Annotated in this window: 16 protein-coding genes and 1 pseudogene; 11 read left to right on the forward strand and 6 right to left on the reverse strand. The window is 54.3% G+C overall.

The window, feature by feature from the left end; all coding sequences use genetic code 11:
- Positions 1 to 283 precede the first annotated feature (283 nt).
- From B3Z49_RS09635 to B3Z49_RS09645, 3 genes are all read left to right on the forward strand, one after another.
- Positions 284 to 1,189, forward strand: coding sequence for a DMT family transporter (locus tag B3Z49_RS09635; protein ID WP_008891449.1), 906 nt, complete (start codon positions 284 to 286; stop codon positions 1,187 to 1,189).
- A 90-nt stretch (positions 1,190 to 1,279) separates the two neighbouring features.
- Complete coding sequence (locus B3Z49_RS09640; RefSeq protein ID WP_008891450.1) at positions 1,280 to 2,950, forward strand: phosphoethanolamine transferase; 1,671 nt, start codon at positions 1,280 to 1,282, stop codon at positions 2,948 to 2,950.
- 86 nt (positions 2,951 to 3,036) lie between these two features.
- Positions 3,037 to 3,657: a TetR/AcrR family transcriptional regulator gene (locus B3Z49_RS09645; protein ID WP_008891451.1), complete on the forward strand. Its 621-nt coding sequence runs from the start codon at positions 3,037 to 3,039 to the stop codon at positions 3,655 to 3,657.
- Positions 3,658 to 3,675: 18 nt separating this feature from the next.
- Here B3Z49_RS09645 and B3Z49_RS09650 read toward each other — a convergent pair whose 3' ends face one another.
- Together B3Z49_RS09650 and B3Z49_RS09655 are read right to left on the reverse strand one after the other, a co-directional pair.
- A complete protein-coding gene (locus B3Z49_RS09650) occupies positions 3,676 to 4,098 on the reverse strand; it encodes a secondary thiamine-phosphate synthase enzyme YjbQ (RefSeq protein ID WP_008891452.1) in 423 nt (140 codons plus the stop codon).
- A 47-nt stretch (positions 4,099 to 4,145) separates the two neighbouring features.
- Positions 4,146 to 4,973 (reverse strand): DODA-type extradiol aromatic ring-opening family dioxygenase, encoded by an 828-nt coding sequence (locus B3Z49_RS09655; RefSeq protein ID WP_008891453.1) that lies wholly within the window; start codon positions 4,971 to 4,973, stop codon positions 4,146 to 4,148.
- 300 nt (positions 4,974 to 5,273) lie between these two features.
- On the opposite strand from B3Z49_RS09655, the gene B3Z49_RS09660 reads away from it, so the two are divergent.
- Positions 5,274 to 6,326 carry a helix-turn-helix domain-containing protein gene (locus tag B3Z49_RS09660; RefSeq protein WP_296990381.1) on the forward strand — a complete coding sequence of 351 codons (1,053 nt, stop codon included), beginning with the start codon at positions 5,274 to 5,276 and terminating at the stop codon, positions 6,324 to 6,326.
- A gap of 86 nt (positions 6,327 to 6,412) precedes the next feature.
- Here the strand turns inward: B3Z49_RS09660 and B3Z49_RS09665 are convergent, their stop codons facing one another.
- The 3 genes from B3Z49_RS09665 to B3Z49_RS09675 form a co-directional block, all read right to left on the reverse strand.
- Positions 6,413 to 6,622: a DUF3185 family protein gene (locus B3Z49_RS09665; RefSeq protein WP_008891455.1), complete on the reverse strand. Its 210-nt coding sequence runs from the start codon at positions 6,620 to 6,622 to the stop codon at positions 6,413 to 6,415.
- A gap of 130 nt (positions 6,623 to 6,752) precedes the next feature.
- The gene (locus tag B3Z49_RS09670; RefSeq protein ID WP_296990383.1) at positions 6,753 to 7,322 is read right to left on the reverse strand and encodes an isochorismatase family protein; all 570 of its coding nucleotides are present in this window, start codon (positions 7,320 to 7,322) and stop codon (positions 6,753 to 6,755) included.
- Positions 7,323 to 7,420: 98 nt separating this feature from the next.
- Positions 7,421 to 11,125, reverse strand: a complete 3,705-nt coding sequence (locus B3Z49_RS09675; RefSeq protein WP_008891457.1) for a vitamin B12-dependent ribonucleotide reductase — start codon at positions 11,123 to 11,125, stop codon at positions 7,421 to 7,423.
- A gap of 949 nt (positions 11,126 to 12,074) precedes the next feature.
- On the opposite strand from B3Z49_RS09675, the gene B3Z49_RS09680 reads away from it, so the two are divergent.
- The 7 genes from B3Z49_RS09680 (at position 12,075) to B3Z49_RS09710 (ending at position 16,046) form a co-directional block, all read left to right on the forward strand.
- Entirely contained in the window at positions 12,075 to 12,437 is a 363-nt protein-coding gene (locus B3Z49_RS09680) for an NADH:ubiquinone oxidoreductase subunit NDUFA12 (protein ID WP_008891459.1), read from the forward strand.
- A 187-nt stretch (positions 12,438 to 12,624) separates the two neighbouring features.
- Entirely contained in the window at positions 12,625 to 13,077 is a 453-nt protein-coding gene (gene mlaD / locus B3Z49_RS09685; protein WP_008891460.1) for an outer membrane lipid asymmetry maintenance protein MlaD, read from the forward strand.
- A 133-nt stretch (positions 13,078 to 13,210) separates the two neighbouring features.
- Entirely contained in the window at positions 13,211 to 13,453 is a 243-nt protein-coding gene (locus tag B3Z49_RS09690; RefSeq protein ID WP_008891461.1) for a hypothetical protein, read from the forward strand.
- An 8-nt stretch (positions 13,454 to 13,461) separates the two neighbouring features.
- Complete coding sequence (locus tag B3Z49_RS09695) at positions 13,462 to 13,911, forward strand: DUF2155 domain-containing protein (protein WP_008891462.1); 450 nt, start codon at positions 13,462 to 13,464, stop codon at positions 13,909 to 13,911.
- 301 nt (positions 13,912 to 14,212) lie between these two features.
- Complete coding sequence (locus tag B3Z49_RS09700) at positions 14,213 to 14,806, forward strand: YceI family protein (protein WP_120225380.1); 594 nt, start codon at positions 14,213 to 14,215, stop codon at positions 14,804 to 14,806.
- Positions 14,807 to 14,911: 105 nt separating this feature from the next.
- Entirely contained in the window at positions 14,912 to 15,466 is a 555-nt protein-coding gene (locus B3Z49_RS09705; protein WP_296990388.1) for a cytochrome b, read from the forward strand.
- A gap of 1 nt (position 15,467) precedes the next feature.
- The gene (locus B3Z49_RS09710) at positions 15,468 to 16,046 is read left to right on the forward strand and encodes a YceI family protein (protein WP_296990390.1); all 579 of its coding nucleotides are present in this window, start codon (positions 15,468 to 15,470) and stop codon (positions 16,044 to 16,046) included.
- 95 nt (positions 16,047 to 16,141) lie between these two features.
- Here B3Z49_RS09710 and B3Z49_RS09715 read toward each other — a convergent pair.
- A pseudogene (locus tag B3Z49_RS09715) lies at positions 16,142 to 16,478 on the reverse strand (methyl-accepting chemotaxis protein); the annotation flags it as partial.

A 16,478-nucleotide genomic window follows, 5' to 3' on the forward strand; every position in this document is an offset into this window, starting at 1 on the left:
ATTTTACCAGCCATGATGATCCATCCTTTTGCTTGGCAGATGTTCAAATTTGTCCCCAACTTATCGGGGTTGCGGGGCAAACAAAACAGTTTCTTTGTATCGATGCAATCGTGCGCAGGGGCGTTGTGGCAAGTATTTGTGCGATCCTTTCAAACAGTTGAATAAAATCGAATTGCCATAAGGGGAAAGGCCCGTAACAATGGGTTATTGGCAGCACGGCGAAAACCTGCTGCCTTGTTTTTGGGAATTTGATGCGGTGCAAACCGCGTAGGGGTTGGGTGAGATGACGTTGCGGGATCGGTTCGGGAGTGTTCATGGTGGCTGGATTGCCCTTTTGGGGGTTGTGATCCTGTCGCCCGATGCGCTTTTGCTGCGTCTGATTGCGGCCGATGATTTTACAACCGCGTTCTGGCGGCTGGGCTTTTTGACCGTGGCGCTTTTGCTGGTGGCCCTTTGGAACGGGGCCAAGCGGGGCGAGGGCATCGTGCAATCGATCCGGCCCAACGGGTTCGAGATGCTGACCGGTCTGTTTTACGGCGGGACCTGTACGCTTTTCATGTTTTCGGTACGCAATACCGATGCCGCCAATACCCTGATCATTATTGCCGCGACACCGCTTCTGGCCGGGTTGATTGGCGTGTTTATCTTTAAACGTTCGCAGCCGATCCGGACATGGGTTGCCTCGGTCGTGGTGTTTGTTGCCTTGCTTGGCATGTTCAGTGCCGGGTTTGGCGGGAAAAACGCGCTGGGGGATATGTTGGCCCTTGGGGCGGCGATCTGTATGGCGGGTTATTTCAATGTGCTGGGTGCCAAGCCCGAAGTTGATGCGCTGAAGGGCATGTTGTTTGGCGCGTTTGTCGTCACCCTGATCCTGCTGCCCGGTGCCGAACCGTTATCGCCAATTGGTCTGGATTGGGTGTGGCTGTTGATGCTGGGCTTTTGGGTGTTGCCGGTATCGTTCCTGCTGATTGCGTATGCATCGCGCAAAATTCCCGCCGCCGAGGTCAGCCTGATCATGCTTAATGAAGCGATCTTTGGATCGTTTCTGGTCTGGGTGTTTGTCAATGAAGTGCCCGACGAAATGACCCTGATCAGCGGAACAGTGGTGATCACCACGCTTGTCATTCACAGCCTTTTGGGGCTACGCGCCAGCAAACGCGCCAACAAACAAGCAAGGGCCGCGGCCTAACGGATCCGCAAGCATTCCGGGTGACTTCAGCTTGTTGTCAGCTTCGCACGGTATGCGAGGGGCATGGTTCATTGCCCCAAGGATGCCCGGATGCGTCGAATTCGTTCCTTTTTGCACCTTTCACCGATTGATTATCGATTTGGCCTTTTAACACTCGCGGCCTATTTCACGCTGGTTCTGAACTGGAAGGTCCTTAGCCACTTTTACGGTATTCTGCAGGGCCTTGGTGATTATGACATGGGCTTTGCGATCAGTGCGCCGTTTGTTCTGATCTGTGCGTCACTTGTGGTTTTCACGCCTTTTTCCTGGCGCTATCTGTTCAAGCCGTTCTTTGTTTTTCTGATCATCACGGGTGCGCTGGCGCATTATGCGATGTTGAAATACGGCATCGTGTTTGATCGCGGCATGATCGAAAACGTGGTCGAGACCAATCAGGGTGAAGCGCTTTCATATTTCAACTTGCAGGCCGTATTGTGGTTTGCCGTGACCGGGCTTCTGCCGGCCGCGATGCTGATCCTTGTGCCGCTTAAATTCCCGAAAACGATTTTGCGCGGGATCGGGCAGCGGCTGGTTTTGATGATCTTGCCGGTTTTGGTGTTGGGCGGGATCGGATCGCTTTATTTCAAGGATTACGCATCGGTCGGGCGCAATCACAAGGTTCTTGGCAAGGAGCTTGTGCCATCGAACTACATCGCCGGCACGATCCAGTTGGTAAAGCGGCGATATCTTTATGCCGACATGCCGTTTCAAACCATCGGGCAGGATGCGCGCAAGGTCGCGCCAGACGGCGATAACAAGCCGACTTTGATGTTTCTGGTGATCGGTGAAACCGCACGCGCCCAAAGCGTTGCGGCCAATGGTTACACGCGCCCGACATCGCCCTTTACCAGTCAGATTGACGGCATGCTGGCGTTTCAGGATGTGTCATCGTGCGGCACGGCAACCGCAGTTTCGGTGCCGTGCATGTTTTCGCCGATGGATCATGCCGGTTATGACGGCGACGTCGCACGTCACAGTGAAAGCCTGATGGATGTGCTGACACATGCCGGTGTCGACGTTCTGTGGAAGGAAAATGACGAGGGCTGCAAAGGGGTGTGTGACCGGGTGCGCCATATCGACATATCGCCCGATGATTTCCCCGGAGATTGCGTGCTTGGCACCTGTTTTGATGCGGTGATGCTGCGCGGTCTTGAGGGGGAAGTCGCATCAGGTGAACCGCACGATCAACTGATTGCCTTTCACCTGATGGGCAGTCACGGGCCGACCTATTACAAACGCTATCCCGATGAGCATCGGGCCTTTGTCCCCGATTGCCCGCGCAGTGATATTGAAAATTGCAGCGCCGAAGAACTGATCAATACCTATGACAATACGATCCGATATACCGACTTTATCGTCGCCCAACTGACCGAACGCCTGAAAGCTTATCAGGACGATTACAACGTGGTGTTGCTTTATGTGTCGGACCATGGGGAGTCCTTGGGTGAGGGCGGATTGTATCTGCATGGCGCGCCCTACATGCTCGCGCCCACGGAACAAACCAAGGTGCCGATGATGATCTGGATGTCGGACGGCTATGCCGATGCCAACCGGATCGAGCGGGATTGCTTGGCAGCCCAGGCACAAACGGGCCGCTTTTCGCATGACAATCTGTTTTCAACCGTGCTGGGCGCGATGCATGTTGCGACCGGACTTTATCGCCCGGAAACAGATATATTTGCTGCCTGTGGGGCGCCGGTAATACACGCCGCGCGCCGGTGAGGGCGTTGGGCAGGAATTGACACGCGCGGTCCGGTAATTTAAATGAGTGTACTCAGTGAGTGTGCTCATTTAAATCGGAGGCGTTGATGAATATTCGAGCTGCGCGACGTGAAGAAACGCGCCAGAAGATCCTTGATGCCGCGCGTGACTGTTTCTGTGCCGGGGAATTTGACGCTGTCAGCACGCGAGAGATTGCAAAACGTGCCGGCGTTGCCGAAGGAACGATCTTCAATCACTTTCCGACCAAGGAAGATCTTCTGATCTGCTGCGTTGGGCAACAGATGGCAGAGGCGATTGAAAAGGGTCTTTATACGATGGACCCGGAATGGTGCTTTGTGGACAAGATGATGCATGTTGCGTCCTATCGCTTCACGCAGGTGGGACTTAATCCCGGCTTGTGGCAGGTGATCATGCAGCAGATTGTCTTTTCACCAAGAAAGGGGGCGGTGCATGCCGTTATGGAAAGCAGCGGATTGATTGCAGCCATTCAGGCCCTGATCGAGGAAGCGCAGCTTTCAGGCGAACTCAACCGTGATTTGCCGCCGGTTTTGATCCAGAAAACCCTGATGTCGCTGTTTTTATTCACCATCCACGAGCATTTCAGTACGCAGAATTTTGACTGCGAGGATATGTGCGGGACCTTGCGTGAACTGCTTGAAGTGCAGGTCAAAGGGCTTTGGGCGTCCGAGCCGCACTTGGCCGCATAACGACATAATCGCGTAAGCCTATTCGCCGATCAGATGCAGGGTGACCTTGCGGTGATGGGGTGCACGGCGATGTTCGAACAAATAGATCCCCTGCCACGTTCCAAGCACGGCCCGGCCATTGGATACCGGGATGGTCAGCGACACATCGGTCAGGGCCGATTTGATGTGGGCGGGCATGTCATCGGGCCCTTCGCAGGTATGGCGATAGAGGCTGGGATTTTCCTGCACCAATTGGGCAAAGAAGGTTTCAAGATCAAACCGGACATCCGGGTCGGCATTTTCCTGAATGGTCAGGCTGGCCGAGGTGTGACGGACAAAGATGGTCAGTTGCCCGCGTTCAAAACCGGTTTGGGCCACCCATGACTGGATCGGTTCGGTGACTTCGTACAATCCCTGACCGCTTGTGGTGATTTCAAGGGTGATCTGATCTTGCGAAAGCATGACGTCCGTCCGGCTTGGCAGCCGGACGGGATCATGTAATCAATCCGTCAGGCCGCAGGTTTGAGCTCACCCTGATCGTAGAAGCGAAGGGCGGTCATGGCAAGGTTGCCGAACTCGTAGCTGTCATGGAGAAGATCGGGTTCGAAATCATCTGATGCAGCACCCAGCGCAACATAGAACGGCATCAGGTGATCATCGTCCGGATGGGCCATAGCGGCGTGGGGGGCAAGGCTTCTGTAATCAAGCAGGGCGTTGATATCGCGTGCCTTGATCTTTTCCACCATCCAGTTGGTGAATTCCTTTGCCCACGGATCAATCGCACCTTCGTTGCGATCAAGCGCACGCAGATTATGCGTCATCGCACCGCTTGCGACCACCAGAACACCCAGATCGCGCAAACCGCGCAGCTTTTTGCCAAGTTCGAAATGTTCGCGCGGGCCACCGTGACCGAGCATGGAAAGCTGAAAGACCGGAATGTCGGCATTCGGGCGGGCAAGGATCATCGGCATCCATGCCCCGTGATCAAGGCCGCGTTTGGCATCGGTCTCACTGCCGATTTGTGTAGCGATTTGTTCTGCCAGTTCCGGGTCACCGGCCACATCATAGTGCAACTGATAAAGCGGCTGCGGGAAACCATAGAAGTCATGAATGGTTTCCTGGCGTTGCGCGGTGGAGATCGTCGGGCGTTCGGTCTGCCAGTGGGCCGAGATCATGACAATGGCACGCACGCCATCGGTCAGTTTCGACAGCTCATCGACGAAGAAATGGAAGGCCGGGGTGCTTTGACGCGCCACCAGCATTGGCGAGCCATGAGAAATAAACATTGGCGCCAGGCTTTGTGCAGTGCTGTCGGTGTTTGCTGATGGATCAGTCATTGGAATACCTCATCGGGCTATTCAACCATTTGAATTGAATATGCGTGTCGTATCTGGCCTTGACCAGTCACCGTTCGTCAACAGTCTGTTGCCATTTTCCGGTTTTGTTTGGTTCAGGGAAACACTGATAGGGGCCTTAAAGCCATATTTTCTGCGGGTTTGCGTAGGAAATATGGGAAGTCCTGGGTGGGGTGCAAAGTAGGATGACCCTATGCGTTGGCATAAGAAGCCCATTGAAAAGCGGGAGAAATAGGCGCAGGGTAAAAACAGGAAGAGTTTTCCACATATGGCTGTCAAGGTATGACGCATCAAACAAACCCCAAGTCTGCGCTGCTTGAAAGGTCGCGTTTTTCGCTTGGCGAGCTGCCAAGAGCAAAACAGTTCGAGATCTGGAAAGAAAGCATCAACTGTATTTACAGTGTCGAAATGGATCGCAAAACCCGCGAGGCAGGTTTTGTAGCGAACCTTAATTCATGGCGGCATCGCGACCTTTTGATGATCGAGGCGCAAAGCTGTTCACAAAGCTTTTCACGCACATCGCAAATGATCGCCGCCGACGGCATGGATCATTACAACATCCAGCTTTACACCGATGGCGGGGTAAAATCCGAGATCGGCATTGGCGGAGATGTTCTTCAACCCGGTGGGTTGCTGCTGCTTGATCTTTCGCAGCGGACCGAGGCGCAGACCAGCGATGGCTTCAAGTCGATGCATCTGTTTTTGCCACGGCATCTGGTCGAGGATCATCTGACCCATCCTGATGATCACAATCTGCGCTTTCTGTCAGAGCGTGACCCGCTGGTCAGTATACTGTTTCAGCAAATTCTGGCTCTTAATCGCTATATCAACGAGCTTGCCGATCATGAAATATCGGTGTTGCAGAAAACGATCGTCATGATGCTGTCGGCCTGCCTGAATGCAGCAGACGGAGGGACCCGTTCCACCGATGCAATGCGCCGTGATATCGAAAAAGGTGTGATGATCCGGCGATATTTTCGGCAAAATCTGTTCGCGGCGGAATTGACCGCAGACAAGGCTGCCAATGACCTTGGCCTGTCACGATCAAGCCTGTATCAGCTGTTTGAAAAACATGGCGGGGTTAAAAACTATCTGCGTGAAATGCGGCTGCGCCATGCCCTGAAACTGCTGGGCGATCCCAAAGAACGGCGGCGGTCACTGTATGACATTGCGCTGGAATGTGGTTATGAAACCGATGCCGGTTTTATCCGGGCGTTTCGCGCGAAATATGGTGTTACGCCAGGTGATATCAGGGCCGGACATCGGCCGCATGCGCACCATAACGGTGATGGTGTTGATAAGCGCTATGAGCACTGGCTGCATACGCTGGCGTAATGCGGCGGTCTGAGGAGGATAGAGAAGATAGTCGGGGAATTGATGCCACTGCCCACGGGCCTGTGCCGTGGACAGTGGCGGAAATCTTATCGTTTGCCACCCATGATGAGCAACAGCAAGCCACCGATCGCGCTGGCAATACCGCCAATCAGATACCAGACCGTTTCGTCGGTATAGCGGCCAAGGAAGGTTTCCGAAAGCTGATCAACAGCACTTTCGGATGCGTTATAGCCCGTCACCAAAAGGGCAACACCGACTACAAGGGCGACAACGCCCAGAATACGGCCAAGGGACATGATGTTTGCTCCTGTCTTTATCTGTTTTGGTTGGCACCGCCCTGTGCAAGGGGGCATGGCAGGCGCCAACATATTGAACAGAAAAGATAACGCACGATCCCGATGCTTGTTCCCGACGGGTCATGTTCGATCAGGACAATGCGGAAATCACATCAGAACTCTGGGTCAGCGAACAATATTCCGAGGCCAGTACAGCGGCATAAAGATCAAACACGTCCTGTGCCGCGAAGGTCTTGCCGTTGGCGTCTGTCACATCAATCGCGGTCGTGCCGTCCAGAACTAGCCAATTTTCAAAGCCAAGGCAATGGGCCATGCGGATGGTGACATCCATGGAATTATGGATAACCACACCGGTAAAGATCAGGCGTTTGATGCCGCGGTCATGCAGATGTTTTTCAAGTGATGTGCCGACAAAGGCACAGTTTTGCTGTTTGGCAATGATGGTTTCGCCGTCGATGGGTGATGCTTCATCCTTGAACGGCTGGCCGGGGCCATCGACATAGAAGCTTGAGGCCGGGTTGGCTTCTTCGTGGCGCACGTGAATGACGGGCAGGTTTCTTGCGCGAAATTCCGACAACAGCTTTGCAATCACATCGGCATAGCCGGGATTGTTTTTGGAATTCCAGCGCGGATCATCAATGGCCTTTTGCACATCAAGGACGATGAGGGCGGTGTCGTTGTCGAGGACGGGCAGGGACATGGGAATACTCCGTCAATAAATGGGCCAAAACAAAACCGGCCGGGGATTTCCCCGGCCGGTCTGCTGATCACATCAGATGTTCGGAAGGGACAGACCCCTTAGGAGCAACCGGTGGTCGCGCCACAAGAGTCACATTTCAGGCAGGTGCCGTTGCGCACCAGGGTGAAGTTACCGCAATCCGGGCAACCATCACCTTCGTAGCCTTTCATGCGGGCTTCGCGGATCTGTTCCATCTTGGCATCGGTTTTGGCGATGACTTCTTCGCTGGTGGTCAGGATCGCATTGTTCTGCGGTGCTGACGGTGCAGCGGTGGTCGCACTTGCGGTGGTTTCGTGGCTGTGACCATGACCGTCGGTGCCAGTGGATTTGACTTCCACGACGCGTTCTTCGGTCTGAACACCGCCATCAACCACATAGAGGTTGCGACGCACGAAGCCGCTTGATGCCACCTTGCGGATGGTTTCAATCGCCTGATCGCCGGTTTTCTTGGCTTCTTCACCAAGGTCGCCTTCGCTGACACCTTCGCCAACGGCATCCGGAAGGATGTCGGACGGCTGAACGTGGGCGAGGTCGTTGCGACCAAGATAGGAGATCGCCAGTTCGCGGAACATGTAATCAAGGATGGAAGTTGCCATCTTGATCGCATCGTTACCGGAAACCATTCCGGACGGCTCAAAGCGGGTGAAGGTGAAGGCTTCGACATACTCTTCGAGCGGCACGCCATATTGCAGGCCGATGGACACCGCGATTGCGAAGTTGTTCATCAGCGAGCGGAAAGCAGCGCCTTCCTTGTGCATGTCGATGAAGATTTCACCAAGCTTGCCGTCTTCGTATTCACCGGTGCGCAGGTAAACCTTGTGCCCACCAACGGTCGCCTTCTGGGTGTAGCCTTTGCGGCGGCCCGGAAGGGAACGACGGTCGCCACGAATGACGCGTTCGATGATTTTTTCAACGATCTGCTCGGACGCCTGGGCTGCCTTGGCAGCGGTCGGCTGATCGGCGTAATCGTCTTCTTCGACCAGGGCAGAGTTCAGCGGCTGGCTGAGTTTCGAACCATCACGGTACAGCGCGTTGGCCTTAAGGCCGAGACGCCAGGACAGCATGTAAGCGTCTTTGCAATCCTGGATGTTTGCACTGCTTGGCATGTTGATGGTTTTGGAAATCGCACCCGAGATGAACGGCTGAGCCGCGGCCATCATGCGGATGTGGCTTTCAGCTGAGAGGTAACGCTTGCCGATACGGCCGCACGGGTTTGCACAATCAAAGACAGCAAGGTCTTCGTCACGCAGATGCGGGGCACCTTCAAGGGTCATCGCGCCGCAAACATAGGTGTTTGCCTGTTCGATCTGTTTTTTATCGAAACCGAGGGCGGCCAGCATGTCGAAGTCCATGCTGTTGATTGCCTTGGCATCGAGACCGAGCTGGTTGACGCAGAAATCATCGCCGAAGGTGTATTTGTTGAAGACGAATTTGACATCAAATGCGTTCTTCAGGGCACCTTCAACCTTGGCAATGGCATCGTCGTCAAAGCCCTTGGCTTTCAGGTCATCATGGGTGATGGACGGCGAGCCAACCAGGGTGCCATGACCAACCGCGTATTTTTCGATGTCGCGGATCTGGTTTTCGGTATAGCCGAGCGTTGCAAGCGCAACCGGAACGGTGCGGTTGATGATTTTGAAGTAACCGCCGCCAGCAAGCTTTTTGAACTTCACGAGGGCAAAGTCAGGCTCGATACCGGTGGTGTCGCAATCCATGACCAGACCGATCGTGCCGGTCGGCGCGATAACGGTGGTCTGGGCGTTACGGTAACCATGCTTTTCGCCAAGCTCGACCGCCTTGTCCCAGGCTGCACGGGCGGCAACCGGAAGATCGGCATAGGGGCTGTCAGCAGCAACCAGCGGAACCGGGTTGATCGACAGGCCTTCGTAGCCTTCCTGTTCGCCGTAAGCGGCACGGCGATGGTTGCGCATGACACGCAGCATTTCAGCCGCGTTGTCGGCATAACCCGGGAACGCACCCTGTTCGCTGGCCATTTCAGCAGAGGTTGCATAGGAAACACCACACATGATCGCGGTCAGGGACGCGCCAATCGCGCGGCCTTCGTCACTGTCATACGGGATGCCCATGCTCATCAGCAGGCCACCAATGTTGGCATAGCCAAGACCAAGGGTACGGTAACGATAGGAGAGTTCTGCAATACGGTCAGACGGGAACTGTGCCATCAGAACCGAGATTTCGAGAACAACCGTCCACAGACGGACAGCATGTTCATAGGCCTCGATATCCACGCCGCCATCATCAGAACGGAAGTTCATAAGGTTGAGCGATGCGAGGTTACATGCGGTATCGTCAAGGAACATGTATTCCGAGCACGGGTTGGACGCATTGATGCGACCCGAGTTCGGGCAGGTGTGCCATTCGTTGATGGTGGTGTCGTACTGGATGCCCGGATCTGCGCACGCCCAGGCAGCTTCACCGACCTTGTCCCACAAATCGCGGGCGGAGATGGTTTTGGCAACTTTGCCATCGGTACGGCGGATCAGTTCCCAGTCACCGTTATCAAGAACAGCCTGAAGGAAGTCGTTGGACACACGAACAGAGTTGTTCGAGTTCTGACCCGAAACGGTCAGGTATGCCTCGGAGTCCCAATCGGTGTCATAGGTCTTGAAGCTGATTTCGGTGAAGCCCTGACGGGCGAATTCGATGATCTTGTTGATATAGGAATCCGGGATCATCACAGCACGGGCAGCCAAGACAGCTTCTTTGAGCTGCGGGTTGGCGCGCGGTACAAAGCGATCTTCGGAGTCAGCGGCACCGTCCCAGTTGGTGCACGCAGCAAGAACAGCTGTCAGGTGCTTTTCAGCCAGTTTGGAACCGGCGACGAGGGCAGCAACTTTCTGCTCTTCGACGACTTTCCAATCAATATATTCTTCGATGTCCGGGTGGTCGATATCAACCACAACCATTTTGGCAGCACGACGGGTGGTGCCACCCGATTTGATGGCGCCAGCAGCACGGTCACCGATTTTCAGGAAGCTCATCAGGCCGGAAGAACGACCGCCGCCCGATAGGCTTTCACCGCCGCCACGAACGTTGGAGAAGTTAGAACCGGTACCGGAGCCGAATTTGAACAGACGGGCTTCACGTGACCACAGGTCCATGATGCCGCCTTCGTTGACGAGATCATCGGCAACCGACTGGATGAAGCAGGCATGCGGCTGCGGATGCTCATACGAGCTGGCCGATTTGGTCAGTTCGCCGGTTTTGAAATCAACATAGGAGTGACCCTGTGCCGGGCCATCAATGCCGTACGCCCAGTGCAGACCAGTGTTGAACCACTGCGGCGAGTTCGGCGCACCCATCTGGTGGGAGAGCTGATAGCGCATTTCGTCAAAGAAAGCCTGCGCATCGGATTCGGCGTCAAAATAGCCACCTTTCCAGCCCCAATAGGTCCAGGTGCCTGCCAGACGGTCAAAGACCTGGGTCGAGCTGGTTTCGCTGATGTAGCGTTTTTCAGCAGGCATTTTGTCAAGCTTGGCGGTGTCAGCGGTCTTGCGCCACAGCCAGGACGGGACGTCCTTTTCCTTGACCGGTTTAAGGGCAACCGGAACACCGGCCTTGCGGAAATATTTCTGTGCCAGAACGTCACTCGCGACCTGTGACCAGGAGGCGGGCATGTCGATGTCATTCATCTCAAAAACAACGGAACCATCCGGGTTTTTGATGACAGATGATAACTTACGAAATTCGATGTCGGCGTAAGGGCTGACACCTTCCTGAGTGAATTTTCTGGTAATCCGCATGGTCTGCTCCGGTTCTGATCAGACGTAACAGGGCGCTATCTGGTGATGCGCCAACATCGCCTGACTTTATATAGTTTGCTCAATGCTCTTGCGCTGCCCCTGATGCCGATATTTTCCAGCATTTCCAGAGCCCGCAGGTATGGGTATTCGGTGGTTTGGTCCCCCCTTGGAACCATCCGGTCCGTGGGAAAGACTATAATGGCAAAATTTCGCCACAGTCCACTAATCTTTGTGGTTGACAGTAATTTTTACCACAACATGTAGTGGGTCGATTGCTGTCTTGTTGATTCGATGCTGGTGGGATTCTCGTTAACAATCTCTGAATCGGTCCGGGAGGCCCGGAAAACTGCGATTTGTCTCGCAGCGCGATTGTGTGTCGGTCCTAAGACTCGGACTACATATTGTGTGGGGACGCGTTAAACCCACCCAACGTTTGATCAAGCTAACGCCGTTTTCATTCCATTTCCAGTGCCAAGCTGAAAATTAGGCACCACATGGTTTTTCGTAGCATGGAAACCAATGATAACAGTTTGATATTTATATGAAAGTCTTGTTTCGGATCTGTGTGAAAAGGCAAGGGTATCAAGCCTTCCAGCCTACTACATATATGGGGCGCATTGTGGATAAGGAGGTGGACAAAGCCCCCAGATGTAGATGGATCAAAGAGTCGTCGCCCTACAAGCAGTTGTGGGTTGTTTTCAGACGGAAATTTCATCAAAGGCGGGCGCTGATTTATTCGTGGGCGGGGCAGGGCGAGGAGCCGGTTTGCGAACAGATATAAATTGTCTTGGGATTGTTGAGGCCGGGGGCCCTGAAACATTGACTTTCCACGAACATCACGACATATAAGTCACTTGATTGACAGGGTGTATCACCAAACACGCTGTACTGCCTTTTGCCGCCATCGCGTAAAGCAGGCGGACAAACCAGATCTGGAGAGAGACCCAACATGGCCACCGTCGGCACCCGTATTTATACTGCGCTGTTTGGCAAGCGCGTTGGCGAAGACCGTTTCGGCAATACCTATTACACCGAAAAGACTCCGGCAAAGGGTCGTCGCACCAAGCGTTGGGTTGTTTATAAAGGTGTCGTCGAGGGATCCAAGGTCCCGGCTGAATGGCATGCCTGGCTGCATTACACCCTTGATGCGCCGCTGTCTGAAAAGGCCGAAGACCGTTATGACTGGCAGAAAGAACACCAACCGAACCTGACGGGCACCAAGCATGCCTATCGTCCGAAGGGCCATGAATATAGTGGTGGCAAGCGTGCACCGGCGACTGGTGACTATCAGGCTTGGTCGCCGGAAGGCTGATTGATCCGAAAGAATACCGATTAACAGGCGGGCGCGGGGCAACTCGCGCCCGTTTGTGTTTTGGATATGTTTTGCCTGAATTCTGTTTCCCGATGGACCGTTTGCGGCGGTTGTCTTTTGGGTGGTTGTTTTTCGAGGCGGGGCAATACAATATACGTCTCAAAGAGATACAGAACGGATAAGGTCGATGAGCAACAGACTGATTGAAACCATTGCCGGTGCTGCCGTGATCGCTGTTGCGGTCGGCTTTGCGGCCTATTCCTATTCACGCGCCGGGATCAGTACGGTGGAAGGCTATGAAATCATGGCCAGCTTCAATCGCATAGATGGTCTTGTTGTTGGCAATGACGTTCGTGTTTCAGGTGTTACCGTCGGAACGGTGACCGCCCAGGAACTTGATCCAGATACATATATGGCGGTCGTCAAGATGTCGGTGCGGTCCGATCTGGCATTGCCGATGGACAGTTCCGCCAAGATTGCGTCTGACGGGTTGCTGGGGGGGAAATTTGTTTCTCTTGAGCCGGGCGGGGATATCGACATGATCGAGGCCGGTGGCGAGATTGAATTCACCCAAGGGTCGGTGAACCTTGAAGATCTTATTGGTCAGGTTATCTATTCTTCGACCAACAGCGATAATTGATTGATCAGAGGGCCGGCGACAAGCGGCCATGATTTTGCCGGGATTGCACAGCAAGGTGCGGCGCAGAGAACGCAGCAAGGTGTCGGTCAAAGTCAAACAGAGACCTGCCTTGCCCCAAATGTCGGAGCGGTTGATGAAAAAGACCGGAAATGTTGATCACTTTCCTACCTGGCAGGCCAGCGATGGCTCGCCGCTTTCATGCGTGGAAAAGATCAAGGTTCTCAATGACAATTTCGGCGAACTGCGCGAGATCATGCAGGACGCGCTTGAAGATGCACTTTTGATGGGCTGTGACGAAGAGCAGTTCCGTAATGTGATGCGCGATCTGGTTGCCGAACTGCATAATCCCTATAACAAAAGCGACGAACAGGACTGAAGACCACAATGAAACGATCCTTTGCGATTGCCGCGATTTGTTCGACATGTGCAATGATCGGAACGGCGTCTTCGGCGCTTGATTATCGCCCGGCCCCGGTTGCCCAGTTGCAGGGCTTGGATAAAATTACCGCCCGCATTTCGACCTTTGAGGTGCCAGTAGGGCAGGTTGCGCGTTTCGGGACACTCGAAATCCGGGTTGATGCATGTTATCGCACGCCCCCGGAAGAGCTCCCGGAAAGTGCGACTTTCCTTGATATTGCCGACATTCGCGAAGATGGCAACACACCCCGCAAAGACCTGTTTTCCGGTTGGATGTTCGCATCAAGTCCCGGTTTGTCGGCCCTTGAACATCCGGTCTATGATGTGTGGCTGAAAGAATGTCTTGATCCGGCCGAGGGCGATGCCAGCGGCGGCGAATCCGCCCCGCAAGGCCAGGCCGCCCCGGAGCAGCCATAAATCCGATCATATCCAGATTGGCAACAAGCTGACCGCAAATGTGGTCAGCTTTTTTTCGTGGTGAGGCTGCATGATTTTGCAGGATTGGCGAAAAACCAACGGTATCGCGACCGGCCGCCTCGACGGGATTGGGGCTATATTGTCAAGAATATGGCGAATGTTTTTGCCATTGTTTCCAAAACCGAAAATATGTGTTGCGGTTTCGTTGGCTTGAGAGCGCCGGGTAGGCCTGTCATCCTCACTTCACGATTTATTGCGGTGCAATGAGCCTTTGCACCTTGTGAAAATGAGGGAATTCAAAATGTTTAACTCGATTAAAAAAGCTGGCGCAACGCTGGCAGTCGTTGCCGGCCTTTCCGGAGCAGCTTTCTCGGCCCAGGCGGCCGACACCTATAAACTGGATCCGACCCACACCAGTGTTCTGTTCATCGTGAACCATCTTGGTTTCTCCGATTATCAGGGCCGTTTTAACGGTGTTACCGGCGAGCTGACCCTTGATCGCGAAGATCCGTCGGCATCATCTGCCACCATCACGATTGATCTCAACCAGATCGACAGTGGTGTCGAGGCGCTTGATAACCATATGAAAACCGCTGATTTCTTCAATGTTGAAGAATTCCCGACCGCGACCTTTACCAGCACCTCGGTTGAGCTGGTTGGTGACAATGCGGCAACCGTCACGGGCGACCTGACCCTTCTTGGCGAAACCAAGCCGCTGGTTCTTGACGTTACCCTTAGCGGTGAAGGCACCCATCCGATGACCGGTGATGAAGTTGTCGGTTTCTCGGCAGACGGTGTTGTGACCCGTACGGATTACGGCATGGACTTCCTCGTCCCGGGCGTTGGTGACGAAGTAACGCTTCAGATTTCTTCGGAATTCCTGAAGCAGAAGTAATCCGGCTTTATTGGATTTCGGGTGTGCGCTGTGGCAAATTTGCTGCGGCGCACATCACATTTCAGACCCGGGCGAGACATGGGCAGGCAGCAAGGAAAGCCGGTTATGACAATTCGCAGTACGAAGCACGCCTTTGGCGCGGTGACCAAGACCTTTCACTGGGTGATTGCGCTTCTTGTCATCAGCGTTTTTTCGATTGGCTGGTACATGGATTTCCTGCCGCTGGGGATGGAAAAGCTGGAATGGATATCGCGCCACAAGTCACTTGGCATAACGGTACTGGCGTTGGTGATCCTGCGCGTTATCTGGCGGTTGAGTGAACCGAGCCCGCACGAGCTTGGCAAACTTCAGATCGAACGTCTGGCGGCAAAGGCCGGGCATCTGGGATTGTATTTGTTGATGTTTGCCATGCCGTTGACCGGCTGGACCATGTCGTCGGCTGCGAACTTCCCTGTCAGCGTCTTTGGCCTGTTTACCTTGCCCAATCTTGTGTCGCCCAATCAGGAACTGTTTGAAACCTTGCGCACGGTGCATTGGGCATTGTCCTGGGCGGTTGCCGGACTGGTTGGTGTTCATTTTCTGGCGGCACTCAAACATCATTTTTGGGATCGCGACGCGACATTGCGGCGTATGTTGCCCGGCAAACTCGAGGAAAACTGACATGTTTCAGATGAAACGCAAAATGCTGCCTGCATTGGCAATTGCCACGACCATCGCCGGTTTTTCCGGGGCAGCACTGGCCGCCGACCAATGGGTGGTGGAAGCAAACGAAAGCGAAATTGAATTTACCGGCACCCAGCTTGGTGCTCCGTTTGAAGGCAAGTTCGAATCCTTTGAAGCAGATATCGTCTTTTCACCCGATGACCTTGCCGGGTCCTCGGTCGAGGTTCTGATTGATATTGCATCGGTCAATACCAGCAATGGCGACCGTGACAGTCAGATCGTCTCGCCAGACTGGTTTGATGCGGCACAATGGCCGACTGCGAAGTTTGCCACCAAGTCCTTTAGCGAAGTTGCGCCGGGCAAGTACGAAGCGGTTGCTGATCTGACGATCCGTGATGTCACCCGCGAAGTGACCTTGCCGTTTGATCTTGAGATCGAAGGCAACAAGGCCGAAGTCGAAGGGACGGTGACGATTAACCGCACCGACTTTGGTGTCGGGCAGGGCCAATGGCAGGACACGTCACAGGTTGGTGACGCCGTGACCATCAAAATCGAGATCGAGGCCATGCGTCCGTAAGCTGGCACAAGCCTGACCATCCGAAAAGAAAGCCGCCCCGGAGATGCTCCGGGGCGGCTTTTTTGCACGTGTCCTGAATTACTTTGTATGTGCGTTTATTTGGTCGCGCTTTTGCGCAAGTTATCGAGGAAGGCCTCAACAGCGTCATCAAGGGCGACTGCCTCGGAGACCAGTTTTTCGGCCGTACTGGCAAGCTGGTTGGTGCCCGAGGATACTTTGCCGGCGTTGCTGTTAACCGTCTCGATGCGTTCGGATACTTCGCGCGTGCCGTCAGCTGCCTGCTGAACGCTGCGTGAAATCTCGCCGATGGCGGCGTGCTGTTCTTCGACTGCGGCTGCAATCGCGGTTGAGCTGTCAGCGACCTGGGCGATGGTTTCGGAAATCAGACGGATGGCATCGACCGCCTCAGTGGTTTCGTTCTGAACGGCCAGG

The sequence above is a fragment of the Thalassospira sp. UBA1131 genome, assembly GCF_002311515.1.
Classification (GTDB): Bacteria; Pseudomonadota; Alphaproteobacteria; order Rhodospirillales; family Thalassospiraceae; genus Thalassospira.